15 protein-coding genes and 1 pseudogene are annotated in these 16,441 nt (G+C 65.0%); 6 read left to right on the forward strand and 10 right to left on the reverse strand.

All coding sequences use genetic code 11. From position 1 onward, the window contains the following. Positions 1 to 164: 164 nt before the first annotated feature. The 4 genes and pseudogenes from rplI to rpsF form a co-directional block, all read right to left on the reverse strand. A complete protein-coding gene (gene rplI / locus BH683_RS18545) occupies positions 165 to 620 on the reverse strand; it encodes a 50S ribosomal protein L9 (RefSeq protein WP_084837762.1) in 456 nt (151 codons plus the stop codon). A gap of 18 nt (positions 621 to 638) precedes the next feature. Beyond that, positions 639 to 902: a 30S ribosomal protein S18 gene (gene rpsR, locus BH683_RS18550; protein ID WP_023958686.1), complete on the reverse strand. Its 264-nt coding sequence runs from the start codon at positions 900 to 902 to the stop codon at positions 639 to 641. A 63-nt stretch (positions 903 to 965) separates the two neighbouring features. After that, on the reverse strand, positions 966 to 1,496 hold the full coding sequence (locus BH683_RS18555) for a single-stranded DNA-binding protein (protein WP_084837763.1): 531 nt from the start codon (positions 1,494 to 1,496) through the stop codon (positions 966 to 968). 221 nt (positions 1,497 to 1,717) lie between these two features. Beyond that, positions 1,718 to 2,002, reverse strand: a pseudogene (gene rpsF / locus BH683_RS18560) (30S ribosomal protein S6); the annotation flags it as partial. 158 nt (positions 2,003 to 2,160) lie between these two features. Between rpsF and BH683_RS18565 the strand changes: the two are divergent. Genes BH683_RS18565 through BH683_RS18575 form a run of 3 tightly spaced genes read left to right on the forward strand, consistent with a single transcriptional unit; the run spans position 2,161 to position 6,233 of the window. Beyond that, positions 2,161 to 4,146, forward strand: a complete 1,986-nt coding sequence (locus BH683_RS18565) for a phosphotransferase (RefSeq protein ID WP_084837765.1) — start codon at positions 2,161 to 2,163, stop codon at positions 4,144 to 4,146. Between the two features lie 30 nt (positions 4,147 to 4,176). Beyond that, complete coding sequence (locus BH683_RS18570; protein ID WP_084837766.1) at positions 4,177 to 5,664, forward strand: glycosyltransferase 87 family protein; 1,488 nt, start codon at positions 4,177 to 4,179, stop codon at positions 5,662 to 5,664. Continuing rightward, positions 5,661 to 6,233, forward strand: a complete 573-nt coding sequence (locus BH683_RS18575; RefSeq protein ID WP_084837767.1) for a GNAT family protein — start codon at positions 5,661 to 5,663, stop codon at positions 6,231 to 6,233. Before BH683_RS18570 ends, BH683_RS18575 begins: the two co-directional genes overlap by 4 nt. Before the next feature lie 2 nt (positions 6,234 to 6,235). Here BH683_RS18575 and BH683_RS18580 read toward each other — a convergent pair whose 3' ends face one another. The 3 genes from BH683_RS18580 to BH683_RS18590 all read right to left on the reverse strand — a co-directional run bounded on the left by BH683_RS18580 (position 6,236) and on the right by BH683_RS18590 (position 10,660). Then, complete coding sequence (locus BH683_RS18580) at positions 6,236 to 7,837, reverse strand: glycosyltransferase 87 family protein (protein WP_246833478.1); 1,602 nt, start codon at positions 7,835 to 7,837, stop codon at positions 6,236 to 6,238. 100 nt (positions 7,838 to 7,937) lie between these two features. Beyond that, positions 7,938 to 9,992 carry a transglycosylase domain-containing protein gene (locus BH683_RS18585; RefSeq protein WP_094647592.1) on the reverse strand — a complete coding sequence of 685 codons (2,055 nt, stop codon included), beginning with the start codon at positions 9,990 to 9,992 and terminating at the stop codon, positions 7,938 to 7,940. 167 nt (positions 9,993 to 10,159) lie between these two features. Then, entirely contained in the window at positions 10,160 to 10,660 is a 501-nt protein-coding gene (locus tag BH683_RS18590) for a DUF5318 family protein (protein WP_094647576.1), read from the reverse strand. A gap of 270 nt (positions 10,661 to 10,930) precedes the next feature. On the opposite strand from BH683_RS18590, the gene BH683_RS18595 reads away from it, so the two are divergent. The 3 genes from BH683_RS18595 (at position 10,931) to BH683_RS18605 (ending at position 14,365) form a co-directional block, all read left to right on the forward strand. After that, a complete protein-coding gene (locus tag BH683_RS18595) occupies positions 10,931 to 11,572 on the forward strand; it encodes a PadR family transcriptional regulator (RefSeq protein WP_084837770.1) in 642 nt (213 codons plus the stop codon). Next, a complete protein-coding gene (locus BH683_RS18600; protein WP_084837771.1) occupies positions 11,565 to 12,665 on the forward strand; it encodes an inositol-3-phosphate synthase in 1,101 nt (366 codons plus the stop codon). The genes BH683_RS18595 and BH683_RS18600 overlap by 8 nt, the downstream gene beginning before the upstream one ends. 104 nt (positions 12,666 to 12,769) lie before the next feature. Continuing rightward, positions 12,770 to 14,365 (forward strand): serine hydrolase, encoded by a 1,596-nt coding sequence (locus tag BH683_RS18605; protein WP_084837772.1) that lies wholly within the window; start codon positions 12,770 to 12,772, stop codon positions 14,363 to 14,365. Between the two features lie 11 nt (positions 14,366 to 14,376). Here the strand turns inward: BH683_RS18605 and BH683_RS18610 are convergent, their stop codons facing one another. The 3 genes from BH683_RS18610 to BH683_RS18620 form a co-directional block, all read right to left on the reverse strand. Further along, complete coding sequence (locus tag BH683_RS18610; RefSeq protein ID WP_246833456.1) at positions 14,377 to 15,171, reverse strand: BPL-N domain-containing protein; 795 nt, start codon at positions 15,169 to 15,171, stop codon at positions 14,377 to 14,379. A 188-nt stretch (positions 15,172 to 15,359) separates the two neighbouring features. Further along, positions 15,360 to 15,578: a hypothetical protein gene (locus BH683_RS18615; protein WP_084837773.1), complete on the reverse strand. Its 219-nt coding sequence runs from the start codon at positions 15,576 to 15,578 to the stop codon at positions 15,360 to 15,362. A 94-nt stretch (positions 15,579 to 15,672) separates the two neighbouring features. Then, entirely contained in the window at positions 15,673 to 16,419 is a 747-nt protein-coding gene (locus BH683_RS18620) for an FCD domain-containing protein (RefSeq protein WP_084837774.1), read from the reverse strand. Between the last annotated feature and the right edge of the window lie 22 nt (positions 16,420 to 16,441).

Below are 16,441 nucleotides of genomic sequence, written 5' to 3' on the forward strand. Positions count from 1 at the left end.
CCCACTCCCCCACCCGTTTTTGCGCCACCCACCGATTACGACAGGTGGAGCGCCCGAAAACGGGTGGGCGGGGGCCTATCAGAGCCACCCGGGAACACAACACTTCCAGATACAACAAACCCCCGACCATATGGCCGGGGGTTTGCTGTCTGACTTGTCTGTGACTACTCGCCGGCAGCCACGGTCAGGCTGAACTTGGCGGCGATGTTGCCGTGCAGGTTCACCACGACCGGGTACTTGCCGGTGGCCTTGATGTGGCCCTCGGGCAGTTCGACGGTGCGCTTGTCGAGAGCCGGTCCCCCGGCAGACTTGATCGCGCCCACGACGTCAGCCGTGGAGACCGAACCGAACAGCTTGCCGGAGTCGTGGGTCTTGACGCCCAGCTTGACCTCGGACAGGCCTTCGATGGCCTGCTTGAGCTCGTTGGCGTGCTCGACGCCACGAACCTCGCGGAGATCCCGCGAGCGGCGGATGCCGTCGACCTGCTTCTGTGCTCCACGGGTGGCGACGATGGCCAGTCCGCGGGGCAGCAGGAAGTTACGGCCGTAGCCGTCTTTGACCTCGACGGTGTCGCCTGCGACACCCAGGTTCTCAACCTCTGCGGTGAGGATCAGTTTCATGTTCTTGGTCCTTTCCGCTTATCGAGAGGTCGAGGTGAAGGGCAGCAGGGCAACTTCGCGCGAGTTCTTGACGGCGATGGCCACGTCCCGCTGGTGCTGGACGCAGTTACCGGTGACCCGACGCGAACGGATCTTGCCACGATCAGACAGGAAACGACGCAGCAGCGCGGTGTCCTTGTAGTCGATCAACAGGTTCTTCTCTTTGCAGAAAGTGCAGGCCTTGGCCTTGACGATCTTTTCTGCACCACGGACCTTCCGTCCGCCTTTAGCTTTTCCAGCCATGTGTACATACTCCAAAAGTGTTCTCTGGCCGCGGCATGTGACTGCCGCGCCCGAGGATGTTCGTCAGAACGGTGGTTCGTCGTCCCCGCCGCCGAAAGATCCGCTCGCCGGGGCGCTGCCCCACGGATCGTCGTTCTGCGCAGCGCCGCCGCCGCCGGAATTGCCTCCGCCGCCGCGGTTTCCACCGCCGACGCCGGATCCGGCATTGCCGCCACCGCCGCCTCCACCGCGCGAGGCCCGATTGACCTTGGCGGTGGCATAGCGAAGCGAGGGACCGATCTCGTCGACCTCAAGTTCGACCACTGTGCGCTTCTCACCCTCACGGGTTTCGTACGACCGCTGCTTGAGCCGGCCGGACACGATCACGCGTGAACCCTTGGTGAGAGACTCTGCGACATTTTCGGCGGCATCGCGCCAGATGTTGCAGCGCATGAACAGCGCTTCGCCGTCTTTCCATTCGTTGGTCTGCCGGTCGAACGCCCGCGGCGTCGAAGCCACGGTGAAGTTCGCGACGGCGGCACCCGACGGCGTGAACCGGAGTTCCGGATCTGCCGTGAGGTTCCCAACGACGGTGATGATGGTGTCGCCTGCCATGTGTATCTCCCGAGTTCAGTTGCGATTGCGCAGTGGTTGGGGTCGATGTGCACCGAGTGAGCCCCTAGTCAATAAGGAACCCTAGAGCCCGGTACCGACACGCATTGGACGTTCAAGAGACCCGATCGGTTCTCTCGAACATCCAGCGGCTACTTGGCCGGTTTCGCGGCAGCCTTGGCTGCGTGCTTGGCAGCAACCTTGGCGCGACGTACCTTGGCACGCTCGTCGACGCGCATCACCTTGGTGCGCAGCACCGACTCGTTCAGCTTGAGCTGACGATCGAGCTCGGTGACGGTTTGGGGTTCCGCATTGAGATCGACGACTGCGTAAATTCCCTCGGTGTGCTTGAGAATTTCGTAGGCAAGACGGCGCTTGCCCCAGACATCGACGCCTGCAACATTTCCGCCATCCTGGCGAATCACGTTGAGGAAGGTATCCAACGATGGAGCAACAGTTCGCTCATCCAGGTTGGGGTCAAGAATGACCATCAATTCGTAGTGACGCATAAGACCTCATCACCTCCTATGGACTAGGTCGGCCACGGACGTTCCGTGGCAGGAGGGTCGCCGCGTCGGCAACGCTGGCCAGGCTACCTCAACTGACCGTGACCAGCGAAATTCGCCAATCTGCGCACTGAAACTGAATCTGCAGTTAGTTTCTGCGAATGAGCACCCCGACTGTGATAGCCGTCACCGAAGACCTGACCGCCGACTGGCTGACCGGAGTGATCGGCGGTGGTTCTGTCGGCGCCTTCGAGACCACCCGGATCGGGACGGGTCAGATGAGTGAGAGCCACCGGGTCAGGGTCCGCTACGACGACGGGGGCGGGCCGGAGTCGGTGGTGTTGAAGATCGCGGCCTCCGACGAGACGAGTCGCTCGACCGGGGTCTCGCTCGGACTCTACGAACGCGAGGTCCGTTTCTACGCCGACATCGCCGGTTCGATCGGCCCCGGCGCCTTGGCCCGCTGCCACCACGCGAGTTACGAAGCCGACTCGGGAACATTCGCCCTGGTGCTCGAGGACGCGGGGCCGGCGGAGGTCGGCAACGACATCCTGGGCGCCACCCTCGGCCAGGCCGAACTGGCGGTACGGGCCCTGGCGCGCATCCAATCCGCGGTCCTGGGCAACGACGAGCTGGCCGCCACCGACTGGCTCAACCGCGAGGCGCCGATCAACCAGGCGCTGCTCGCCTCCCTGTTCCCGGCTTTTCTCGATCGGTACGGGAGCCGGTTGGACCCACGACATCGAGACCTGGCACAGCAGATGGTCGACAGCTGGGACGCGTATCTCGCCGAGCAGCAGGCCATGCCGCATCAGAGTCTGATCCACGGGGATTTCCGCCTCGACAACCTGCTCTTCGGGCAACCCGGCGCGGCCCGACCCGTGACGGTCGTCGACTGGCAGACCGTGGCGTGGGGCCCGGCGACCAACGATCTGGCGTATTTCCTCGGGGCGTCATTGCCGACCGAGCTGCGACGCGCGCACTTCGACGATCTGCTGCAGATCTACTTCGACGGGCTCGGTGGGCGCGGTCCGGCCTCGGTCGACGAGGTGCGCGACGGCGTTCGCAAACACACCTTCTTCGGCATCTTGATGACCATCGTCCCTTCGGTGATCGTCGAGCAGACGGACCGCGGCGACGAGATGTTCATGACGATGTTCGCGCGGCACTGTGAACTCGCCCTCGACCTCGAGTCCGCGGCGACGCTGCCCGCTGCCCGGGCCCTCGAACCGCTGGCACCCGAGCCGACGGACGAGTTCGCCCATACGCCCGGCGACGAACAGCTGTGGAACGAGAGCTGGTATTTCGACGTCGCCGACGCCGAGGCCGGAGTCGGCGCCTACGTCCGGATCGGGGTGACCCCCAACCAGAAGAGCTCCTGGTACACCGCGATGATCTGCGGGCCTGGGCGCCCGACCGTCGCCGTCCTCGACTTCGATCTGCCCACTCCGCAGGATCTGAGCTTGTCCACCGAGAATCTGCAGGCAACTCACCGTTTCGACGAACCCCTCACCACCGCGTCGGTGACCCTGCGGGGGCGAGGCGAGGCGTTCGACGACCCCGCAGCAATCCTGCGCGGAGAGCATGGCAGGGCCGTCGAGGTGCGCATGGACCTGCAATTCACCAGCGCGGGCGACGCGTACCGGTACCGCGTGACACCGCGCTACGAGATTCCCTGCCTGGTCACCGGGACCATCGCCGTCGATGGCGAGGTCATCTCGCTGCAGGAGGTGCCGGGGCAGCGCGACCACTCCTGGGGTGTCCGCGACTGGTGGGGCATGGACTGGGTGTGGAGTGCGCTGCACTCTCCCGATGGCACCCATCTCCACGGCCTCGACCTCCGGATACCCGACCTTCCACAGATGAGCATCGGCTACGCACAGCTGCCGGGCCTGCCCCTGGTCGAGCTGAGCCGGCACGTCGCCGACTCCGAGTTCACCGACGACGGCCTGCCCATCTCGGCACTGCTGGAGATCGAACCGGGAAACGCCGCGCTCACCTTCGAACCCCTCGGACACGGGCCGCTCCGCCTGCAATCCGAGGACGGCAAGGTCGCCTACTTCGCCCGCGCGTGGGGGCGGGTGACCAGCGCCGACGGGACGATCGGGGTGGGCTGGATCGAATGGAATCGCAACCAGATTTCGTAGGGCCAGATGCGCGCCCTTACTCTGTAGCCCATGCCATCGCCACCCCGCGCTTCGACGTGGGAAGAGGCGACCCCCAAGGAGCCCTCTGGCCAGGCACCTTCGTGGCGAACCCGCATCAGCGCAGGACGCGGCGAACTCATCCTCATCCTGCTGATCTCGTTGCTGGTCAGCTCCTTCTTCATGTGGTTGAGCTATCTGGGTAAGGCCACGTGCGGAGGGGCGCCCTTCGACGAGTTCGGCCGCAGCTCCGTCTGGCCGGTCGGTTCGGGCGAGATCGTGATGCCCTGCTACTCGGATCTACAGTTCCTGTGGGTCGGCCGCGACATCAACAATCACATCTTCCCGTTCATCCACGGCGGAATCGACGACAACGGCGTGCTCTACGGCGGCGTCGTCGAATACCCGGTGCTGTCCGGACTGCTGATGTACATCGGCGCCAGCGGCGCCCACACCGACATCGACTTCCTGACCCAGTCGGCCATCTTGCTCGCACCGTTCGGCGTTCTCATCGTCATCCTGCTCGCCCTGCTCGCGCGCTGGTGGGTGTTGCTCTGGGCCGCGACCCCGCCACTGATCCTCTACGCCTTCCACAACTGGGAATTGCCCGTCGTCGCGACCACGGTCGGCGCGATCGCGGTGATGGTGCTCGGCGCACGGATCAACAGACGCACAGGTAGACCGTGGATGTCGTTGCGTACCAGCGCGCTCTGGGCCTCGTTCATTCTGTCGATCGGGTTCTCACTCAAGATCTATCCGGGCCTGTTCGTCCTCCCGTTGGCCATCTTCGTGCTCACGCGCGGTATGGCACCGAGGTCACCCGGGGACCAGGATGATTCTCGGATCCGCCTCGACTGGGCGGGCGCAGGCGCGGTGGCCGGCGTCGCGGTCGCGACCGTGCTCGCGGTGCAATTGCCGTTCATGATCGCCGGATTCGAAGGCTGGCAGGCGTCCCTGTCGTTCCAGGGCAAACGCAAGGCAGACGTCGACACCAACTCCATCTGGTACTGGGGCCTGCGGCATTTCACCGGCAGCGGACCCAGCGACGACCCGAGCCTGTACAACTCGATCGTCGGGGTTGCCTCGCCGCTGCTGATCATCGCCTCGCTCGCGTTGGCGGTGTGGTTCGGCGTACGGCATTGGCAGCGCGGCAACGTCTTTCCCTGGATCGGCGTCAGCGCAGCGATGCTGGCCGGCTTCATGCTCTTCCACAAGGTGCACTCGCCGCAGTACACGCTGTGGATCCTGCCGTTCTTTGTTCTTCTCAAAGTCGACTGGCGCGTGATCCTGTTGTATCTCATCGGTGATCTCGCCTTGGATCTCACCATCTTCCGGATGTTCGGAATCCTCACCCGCGGCGACGACATGACCTGGTGGGTCATGGGTGGCGTGCAGCTCGGCGTGTGGTCTCATGCGCTCTGCCTCGCGTTCCTGATCTACCACTTCGTGGGCAGAGGGCTACGCGTGCCGCCTGAAATACCCTCGACGGCCGGGCAGCGGAGCGCTACCGTACCGGCATGACCTGGTTGAGCGCCCCCGTCCTGTCCGGCACGCGAGTCACATTGCGGCCCTTCGAGCTTTCCGACGCGGCCGACCTGGCTGCTGCCGTCGACAACCCTGAGCCGTTCCGCTGGACGACCGTCCCCGCCGGCGAGCAGGAAGCCCGCGACTACATTCAGACCGCTCTCGACACCCCCGATCGGGTCGCCTTCGCCGTCGTCGACGAGGCGACCGACCGGATCGTGGGCTCGACCAGCTACTACGACATCAGCCCCGTGAATCAGGCGCTCGCCGTCGGCTACACCTGGTACTCGGCGGCGGTGCAGGGCACGACCGTCAACCCTGATGCGAAACTGCTCCTGCTGCGCCGCGCGTTCGAAGATCTGGGCGCGGTGCGAGTGGTGTGGCACACCGACGAGCGAAACGCCCAGTCACGGGCGGGAATCGCGAAACTGGGCGCCACCTTCGAAGGTTTGCTCCGCAAGCACAAGCCGTTGGCGGGCGGCGAGTGGCGGACCACCGCGCAGTTCGCGATGACCGATGACGACTGGCCCGCTGCGCGGGCGAAACTCCAGGAACGCCTGCGCTGAGTTCAGGTCCGGGGCTCGGAGTCCTCGACAAGTAGCGGACCCGTCGCCGGGTCGTCGTCGCGGTGGCGGACCGTGGGTGTGCGGCGCGGCCACGGCATCCGATCGGGTGCGAGATCCAGAACGCCGCCGCCGGGGTCGTCGGCAGACAGTCGCCGCCACCCGTGCCCACGGCGAACCAGGTCCTCGGTCGGATGATAGATCTGCCAGATGACCAACGCGCACAGCGCGATCACGGCGATGTCGCGGATCACCACGGCCGTGAGGAACCACTGCTCGGGCAGCCCGTCACCGGTTTCCTGGAACAGGTACCACATCATCCGCGGCACCCATACGAGTGAATCGATCACCATCCAGGCCAGCAAGATCCGGGTGTGAGGTAACGCGAGCACCGCCAACGGCACCAGCCACAGCGAGTACTGCGGGCTCCACACCTTGTTGACGAGCAAGAATCCGGCGACGGTCAAGAACATGAGCTGCGCCAGTCGCGGACGCATGGGAGCGTGAAACCCTATGAACGCCACCACGAGGCAGATCAGGATGAACAAGGCCATGCTGATCGCGTTGAGCAACGACGGCGCTTGCCCCGGCTGATTGCCCCACTGATACCCGGAGACCGCCGAGATGACGTTGAAGAGGGTGTCGGGGTCGGTTCCACGTTCTGAGTTGTAGCGGAAGAACTCTGACCAGCCGCGCGGATACAGCACCATGATCGGCAAGTTGATCACCAGCCAGGTCGCGGCGGTCATCACCGCGGTGATCCCGAAGTCGCGAACCTTGCCAGCCCGCAGGCACAGGATGAGCAGAGGGATCAGCAACAGCCCGGGATACAGCTTTGCAGCCATCCCGATCCCCAGGAAAAGTCCGGTGAGCCAGGGGTTTCGACGCGACCACGCCAACATGGCCACGGCCAGCGCGGCGGTGGCGATGGCGTCGAAGTTCGTGAAGATGTGCACGATCACCAACGGCGATGCGGCGGCCAGGGCTGCGGCCCACACGCGGCGCTGCGCGGTCAGCGCGGTGGCCCAGATGGTGACTAGCCAGCACAGCGCGAGACCCAGCGCGACCAGGTTGAAGAACAGCACCACGTCGAGAGCCGCAGGCACGCCCCAGTTCTCGTGCGCCCACTCCCACCCCTGCGCGGTTTGCGCCGCGGCGTACATGAACATGCCCGTCGCCACCGGGTACTCCATGAACCGCTGCTCCTGGCCGCCGTTTCCGTCGTCCTGGAACCAGGACGACTTGTACGGCAGTGCACCCTTGTTGAGTTTCTCGGCACCGTAGAGAGGGATGGTGTCGGCGTAACACATCGCCGTGTACTGGCGGTGGTTGTCCCAGTCCAGACCCAGGACCTTGGTGGTCTTGTCCGGAGCCTGTTGCAGACACCCGGCTTTCGCGAACCACCCGAGGGCCAAAAACACCAGGGCGATCAGCAGGATCACCCGGATCGGCGTCCAGCCGGGACTGCGGCCCACGACTGCGTGCAAGCCGACGGGGCCACCGATCACCATGCTGCCCGGAGCCACGATGGCATCGCTGCGACTCGGCAGGATTCGGGTGCTCGCCTCGCGCCGATCGGGAGCGAACTCCGTCGGCGACTCGAACAGGTCGAGCGAATCGGTCGTCAGCGACTGCTCGGCGCGCACATCATCATCCCGGGCCCCGACTCCGCTCTCCGAGTCCCCCTCAGTCGTCACGAACCGTCGCCTACGGGCTACCGCGGCCCGGGCCGCCCTCTTCGGGAGGCAGGGTCGGTGCCGTCTCCGTCTCTGTGTCGGGATCCGGGTTCGCCTGCCCCGGCAGCGGTATCACCACGCCCGGCGCAAGGGTCACCCCCGGCTGGGTGGTCGTGGTCGGCGGGGCCGTCGTCGTGGTCGGCGGCCTGCTGCGGGTTGTCGTGTAGGTCTCGGGCGGCGGCTCGTAGGGCACGCCTGCGACCCCACCGATCTCCGTGGGCTCCGGGAAGTTCTCGATTGGCTGGCCATCGAGCGCACGGTTCATGGCGGTGCGCCAGATCTGGGCGGGCAGTCCCGATCCGTAGATGGTTGCGCCGCTGTAGTTCTTCAGCGCACCACCCTTGTCGGTACCGACCCACACCGCCGTCGACAGCTGCGGGGTGTAACCGACCATCCAGGCATCCTTGTTGAGGCCGGTGTCCCCGAGCTGGGTGGTTCCGGTCTTGGATGCCGACGGGCGTTCGCCGCCATCAAGTGCGTTGCCGTTGGAGTACGCCGCGATCGGTTCCAGTGCCGCGGTGGTGTTGTCGGCGACCTCGGCGGGGAGCCGGCGCTCACCCTGGTTTTCGGTGCGCTCGTACAGCACCTCACCCTTGGAGTTCTCCACCTTCTGCACGAAGTGGGGGGAATGGAACATGCCCGACGCGGCGAGGGTGCCGTACGCCGAGGCCATGTCGATGACCCGCGAATCGTACTGTCCGAGAACCACGCCACCCTCGACGCCGCCGTCCGGGTTCTGCAGGGTCTTGACCCCATTGCTGGAGACCTCGGGGATGCCCGCGCGGTGGGCCGCTTCCGCGACAGCGTTGGGTCCGCCGTTGAGGTCCATCATCAACCGGTAGTAGACGGTGTTCAGCGACATCTTCATCGCGGTGGCCAGGTTGCAGCTGCCGCACGATTCGCCGTCGGAGTTGTTGACGGTGAATCCGCCCGCGCCCTCGAAGGGCGCCGAGCTGTAGTTCTTGGACAGCGGGATACCTTGCTCGAGGGCGGCCACGAGCGCGAAGACCTTGAACGAGGACCCGGTCTGCAGGTCGGCCTGGGCGTAGTCGTAACCGTTGCCGTCGTTTCCGCCGAAGTAGCCCTTGACCCCACCGGTGCGTGGATCGATCGACACCACTGCCGTTCGGATGTCGTTGGGTTCGCCTTCGCGTAAGTCGTTGGCGCTGCTGACGTTGGCGTTCTGCACCTGCGGATCGATCGTCGTGGTGACCCGAAGCCCGCCGGTACGGATCTCCTCCTCGGAGATGTTGAGCGTACCCAGCTCGGCCAGTACCTGCCGCTTGATCAGGCCGTTGGGGCCGTTGCTCGCCGGGTCACCCGTCTCGGCCTGCTGCTCGACGACCTTCGGGTACTGCTGCGCGAGACGGTCTTCCTCGGTGATGGCCCCGGTGGTCACCATTCCGTCGAGGACATAATTCCAACGGCCCTCGGCTGCCTGCAGATTCGTCGCGGGATCGTAGTACGACGGGGACCGGATCGAACTCGCCAGGACCGCGGCTTCGGGCAGGGTGATGTCGCGGATGTCCTTGTTGAAGTACGCCTTCGACGCCGCCGAGACGCCGTAGGCGCCGCGACCGAAGTAGATGGTGTTGAGGTAGGCGGCGAGGATGTCCTGCTTCGACCATTCGTTGGCCATCTTCGTGGAGATCGCGAGCTCGCGGAACTTGCGCTGGTAACTGGCCTCGTCACCGGTCAGCACGTTCTTGACGTACTGCTGGGTGATCGTCGAGCCGCCGCCGGCGTCTTCGCGGCCGGTGATCTTGCCGAGCGCTGCGCGACCGTAACCGCTGATCGAGAACCCGGCGTTCTCCTCGAACTCGCGGTCTTCTGCGGCGATGACCGCCTGTTGCAGGACGAGCGGGATCTCTTCGATCGGGACGTCGGTGCGGTTGCCCTCGGGCGGCACGATCTTGGCGATCTCGCCACCGCGGGAATCGACGACCGTCGCGATCTGGCTCTGCTTGATGTCGCCGGGTGCGGGCACGGACAGATCGGCGTAGGTGAACAGGAACACTGCCGCCATCACCAGGACGAACCCCGGCAGCAACGCGCCACCGAGTCCGACGATCCAGGCGATGACCTTGTGCAGACGTCGCTTCTTCTGCGCCGGGGTCCGGCCAGTCGACGCGGGACGCCCGCCGTCGTGCTCCGAGGTCCAAGTGGACCTGTTCGGTCCGTCAGGGCCGCTGTTCACAGATACTTCTCCATACCTTCGTTGCCCAGTACTTCTGGGCCACCGGCAGTGTCCACTTGCGATGAACCACCACCGGCTGAATTGTTTGCCACGCGTCCACCGGCCACCTTGCGACTGCGTCGCACTCGTGGCCGTGGCGGCAATCCAGATACGTACGACTGGACCAAATGGTTCCAGCTACATGTCCGGCACACCTCCACCACATGTACCGAGAACTCCTCCTGGCTCACTGCCAGGCGCAGGATCTCCTCGGTCGTCCGGGCTGATCCCGAAACCTGTCCGAGCTTCTCGCCGAACACCCACGACACGATGGTGACCTGCTCTTTTCTGCAGATCGGGCACCGAGTCGCGGAGGGTCGGCCGTGAAACTTGGCCGCTCGCAGCAGATAGGGGCTGGCATCGCAGACCTCGGCGACCCCGGTACGTCCGGAGTACACCTCGGCCAGCCGAGACTTGCGCTGTAACGCGTAGTCCACCACCTGTCGCTGCAATCGCACTCGTCAAGAGTACGTGCCACCACTCGGCGGTCGTCTGCGGTTGTCGCAGGGGCCCGGTCCGAACACCGACCCCGCCACCGGCATCAACACCGCACGCCTCAGGCCGTTCCGCACGGTCAGCGGAGGACATCTGGACGCTTTCTGGCCGATACCGCTCGGATCGCCCCAGTTCAGACGCAGTTTCCCACCCGGTTATATCGGCGCGATACATTCGGGTGTACTGTTTAGCACACAGGTTTCTGCAACACGTTGAATGGAGGTGTCATCCCGATGCTCGAACTCGCAGTACTCGGTTTGCTCCTCGAGTCCCCGATGCACGGCTACGAGTTGCGCAAGCGGCTCACCGGTCTTCTCGGGGCATTCCGAGCGTTTTCGTATGGATCGCTGTACCCGTCGCTGCGCCGTATGCAGGCCGACGGATTGATCGCTGAGGATGCCGGCCCACAGGGAACGCTCAAACGACGCGCACGTCGCGTCTATGCGCTCACTCCCAAGGGACGCGAGCGGTTCGCTGAACTGGTCGCCGACACGGGTCCTCAGAACTACACCGACGACGGCTTCGGAGTGCACCTCGCATTCTTCAGCCGGACCCCCGCGGAGGCGCGGATGCGCATTCTCGAGGGTCGCCGCCGGCAGGTGGAGGAACGTCGCGAAGGTCTTCGTGAGGCCGTCGGACGCTCCAACCGCACAGTGGATCGCTACACGAAGCAGCTCCATCAACTGAGTCTCGAATCCAGCGAACGTGAAGTCCGCTGGCTCAACGAGCTCATCGCCGCCGAGGGATCGGAGCGAGTCGAGGACCCGACAGCAGCGTCGCGTAACCCCGGCCCGCTTCCCACCGAGACGGTCCACGCAGAACCAGAAACAACCTCAGTTACACCACACAAAGAAGGGGAACCCGACCATGGGTGACAACACCAATTCAGTTCGCGTGGCGATTGTTGGCGTGGGAAACTGCGCCTCATCCCTGGTCCAGGGCGTGCAGTACTACCAGGATGCCGATGAGAACGCAGTCGTTCCCGGCCTCATGCACGTGAAGTTCGGCCAGTACCACGTTCGCGACGTGCAGTTCGTCGCCGCGTTCGACGTGGATGCCAAGAAGGTCGGATTCGATCTCTCGGACGCCATCTTCTCCAGCGAGAACAACACCATCAAGATCGCCGACGTGCCGCCGACCGGTGTCACCGTCCAGCGCGGACACACCCTCGACGGACTCGGCAAGTACTACCGCGAGACCATCACCGAGGCCGACGGCGAGGGCGCCGACGTCGTCCAGACCCTGAAGGACGCCAAGGTCGACGTCCTCGTGTCGTACCTGCCCGTCGGATCCGAGCAGGCCGACAAGTTCTACGCACAGTGCGCCATCGACGCGAACGTCGCGTTCGTCAACGCTCTCCCGGTCTTCATCGCGAGCGACCCCGTGTGGGCCAAGAAGTTCGCCGACGCCGGCGTGCCGATCGTCGGAGACGACATCAAGAGCCAGGTCGGTGCCACCATCACCCACCGCGTCATGGCGAAGCTGTTCGAGGACCGCGGCGTCACCCTGGACCGCACCTACCAGCTGAACGTCGGCGGCAACATGGACTTCAAGAACATGCTCGAGCGCGAGCGTCTGGAGTCCAAGAAGGTCTCGAAGACCCAGGCCGTGACCTCCAACCTGACCGGTTCGCTGTCGGGCAAGATCGACGACAAGAACGTCCACATCGGCCCCTCGGACCACGTCGCGTGGCTCGACGACCGCAAGTGGGCCTACGTCCGCCTCGAAGGCCGTGCCTTCGGTGACGTGCCGCTGAGCCTCGAGTACAAGCTCGAGGTCTGGGACTCCCCCAACTCGGCCGGCATCATCATCGACGCCGTGCGTGCAGCCAAGATCGCCAAGGACCGCGGCATCGGCGGACCCATCCTCCCCGCTTCGGCCTACCTGATGAAGAGCCCGCCCGAGCAGCTCGCCGACGATGTCGCGCGCACCCAGCTCGAGGCCTTCATTGTGGGAGCAGACGCCTGATCTGATCCGATCGAGCTTTACCCGAGAGCCGCGCACCTGTAAAGGGTGTGCGGCTCTTGGCATTTCCCGTGCGAATTGCGCAGCGATGACCAAGAATGTCGCCTATGACCAGTTCGATCAACTCTCGCCGCCTCAAGGTCGCCATCACGGCGCTGGCGGCTGTTCTCGTCGTGTCGGCATGCGGAGACGACAACGAATCAGCAGCCCCCCAGGGCGACTTCTCCGGGCCGCCGCCTGCCGATTCGGCGGTGGCGGTGAGCGACGCGCAGATCAAGGACGCGATCGACCGGGTACCCGAGCTCGCCGACGGCATCCTCTCGAAGACCAAGATCCCCGGCCTCGCGGTCGCGGTCGTGCACAACGGTGAGGTGGCTTTCGCCGAAGGTTTCGGGGTCAAAGAGGTCGGCAAGGACGACAGGGTCGACGCCGACACCGTGTTCCAGATCGCGTCGCTCTCGAAGTCGGTGGGTGCAACGGTCATCGCCGAGCAGGTCGGCAAGGGTGTCGTCGAGTGGGAGACCCCTGTCCGCCAGAACCTTCCGTCGTTCACCATGAGCGATCCGTGGATCAGCGATCACGTGACCATTGCCGACATGTACACGCACCGGTCGGGGTTGCCGCTGCACGCAGGAGACATCCTCGAAGACCTCGGCTATGGGCGACAAGAGATCCTGAACAAGCTGGCGCAGGAACCCATCGAGGTCGCCAACTTCCGGGTTCACGACAACTACACCAACTTCGGCATCACCGCGGCCGCCGAATCCGTCTCGGCCGCAGCCGGAACCGACTGGGCGACCCTGAGCCAGAACTCGCTGTACGGCCCGCTCGGCATGACCAACACCAGTTCTCGCTTCGCCGATTATCTGGGGCACACCGACCGTGCGATCCCGCACACCCTGGTCGGCGAGAAGTATGAGCCCAGGTTCCAGCGGGATCCCGACGCCCAGGCCCCCGCCGGCGGCGTCTCGTCGACGGTCAACGACCTGGCGAAGTGGATGAACCTGGTCCTCGCCGGTGGCGAACACAATGGTCAGCCCCTGGTCGAGAAGGAGCCGCTCGTCGCTGCATTCACCAGCGAGTTCGTCAACGGACCGGGACAGAACACCGAGTTCCGCTCGGGTACGTCGGGCTTCGGCGTGAACGTGAGCACGACGTCGTCCGGACGCGTGATCAACAGCCACTCCGGCGCATTCAACCTGGGTGCGGCGACCAACTACGTGATGATCCCGTCCCTGAACGTCGGCATCGTCGCCCTGAGCAACGCCGGACCGATCGGTGCCGTCGAGGCGCTGACCGCCGAGTTCGTCGACCTCGTCCAGTACGGAGAAATCACCCGCGACTGGGTCGCGGCCTACGCACAGCTCACCGCCGAACCCGCAGAGGGTGAACTCGCAGGCAAGCAACGTCCCGCCGACGCCGCGCCTGCCGGACCGCTACCGCAGTACGTCGGCACCTACGCCAACCCGTACTGGGGCGAGGCGACCGTGGCAGCGATGCCCGACGGCAACCTGCAACTGACCATCGGCCCGGATCGGGTGCAGTACCCGCTCTCGCCGTGGAGCGGCGACACCTGGACCTTCATACCGACCGGTGAGATGCCGAACCCGGGCACGGTGTCGCAGGCGACCTTCGACGGAAACACCGTGGTGCTGGAGTACTTCGACGACAACGGGCTGGGGACGTTCACCAAGATGGGGTGAGCGCGCTCCACCTAGCGGCCGGTGGTCTTCTCGATGAGCTCGTAGGCGATATCGGTCCGTATTCCGTCCGGATTCTCGAGATCGGCTTCGTCGTACCACGACTGGTCGGCTTCGGGGTGTGGGCCGCTGACCCCGACCTTGCCTTTCCCGTAGGGCGCGACCATGATTGCGGCGATCCCGTTGGGGTAGGTCGCCAGGACTTCGGCATTCGAGTTCGGCTTCACTGTGAATGCGGGACCGTCCTGGAAGTACATGTGCCGCTTCTGTCCGCGGTAGGTGACGTCGACGACGGTGTCCCGGTCGTTGTGCACGGTGGCGCCGACGGTGTCGGTGTACCCGCCCACCGCGGCGGGCAGCAGGTCGAAACCGGGATCAGCTCCCGCCAGATAGCCTCCGAAGCACACGCCGAGATAGCTACCTCCGCCGCTGATCCACGCGCGCAGGTCGTCGGCCACTCCCTTGAGGTCGTCCCAACTGGACTCCAGATCCTGGCCTCCCCCGGGTTGCACATACAGCGACGCGGTGGCCAGAGTGGCCGCGGTGAGAGGGGTGCCGGTGCCGGGACCCACATACTTGGTCCGGAACGCGTGCGGCGCATTGCGCAGCAGCGTCGCGATGGAGGGCGCGCAGTCGTCGCACCCTTGAGGACCGTTGTAGATCAGCGCAAGGGGGAGTTTGGGGTCCGGCGCACTGGTCGCAGGAGCGCAACCCATCACCATCACCAGCGCGGCCAGAGCCGTCGCCACCAGCGCACGCACACTCGTCGAACGGAAAGGACGCGATCTCCCCTGGCGGCGAACGGGCACGTCGTCTCTCCTCGCGCACGGCTCGCGGCGGCGACCACGAGCGGGTGACCCCGGTGTTTGTTCGATCAGACAGCAGTTTAGATGGTTTCGGCTGTTCGGGCCGGAGATCGACGAGCACGATCACGGGCGAAGACCCACCGGATGTCGGTGGGTCTTCGCCCGTGTGAGTCGGGAAGTTCCGCGGCGGATCAGCCGACGACGGTGGTGTCGTAGTAGCCGTCGCCGTCGGTGTCGACGTGCACCGTGTCGATGTAGCCGTCGTTGTTGGCGTCCTCGTGCATCTCGTCGGCCATGCCGTCGCCGTCGGTGTCGTACTCCTCGTAGTTCGCGATGCCGTCACCATCGGTGTCGGTGAGTGCCGTGTCGACGATTCCGTCGGCGTTGGTGTCGTAGTACTCGGTGGCCATGATGTTCTCCTCGCTGGTGTGTGGGCTTTCAGGGATAGGAGAGCCACGCACCGGCGAATGTTCCCGATGGCTGAGTTTTTTCCGGGCCCAGGCCCTACATCTGCCAGTGCACCGGCTGCGAGATGATGTCGGCCAACCGCCTGCGGTAGTACTTCGCCGACTCCTCGTTGAACGCGCTCATCGTCTTCGCGGTCGACTCGGTGTCCCGCGCACGCATCGCGTCGAGGACGTCCTGCTGCATCTCGACCGCGGCAAGTCTGGTGGCCATCGGATGCTCGTTCGGTTCGGCATCACGCACCAGCAACCACAGCGTCTCCATGACGATCTTCAGTGCCGGATTACCGGCTGCCTCGTACACACAGCGCTGGAAGACCGCATTGTTCTCCTGGAAGTTCGCGTAGTCGCCTGGATCTTCGCGCATCCTGTCGAGTGCGGTCTGCATGACCTCGATCTGCTCGTCGGTCACGTTCGCCGCGGCGGCGCGGGCCACGATGGGCTCGAGCATCAGCCGGACATCGATCACGTCACTGATGTTGGCGCTGTCGATCTGCAGGAACAGCTTCATGGTGTTCCCGAGAGATTCGAGCTCGGGCCGCTTGGCGACCGGGCCGCCACCGATACCGGACTTGATCGTGACCAGGTCCCGGCTCTCGAGCAGACGCAGAGCCTCTCGGACCGTCGTGCGGGCTACCCCGTGCTCGGCCACCATCTCTTTTTCGGTCGGCAGCCGCTGACCGACCACGATGCCGCCGGTGAGGATCTGATCCGCGATGATGTTCGCGATCTTTGCGGACATTTTCTGCCCGCGGACCTTCGGCCCTACGGTGTCTTCAGCGGTCATCTCTCCCCCATGGCGATCAGCT

The sequence above is a fragment of the Williamsia sp. 1138 genome (assembly GCF_002095435.2).
In the GTDB taxonomy this organism is placed as follows: Bacteria; Actinomycetota; Actinomycetes; order Mycobacteriales; family Mycobacteriaceae; genus Williamsia.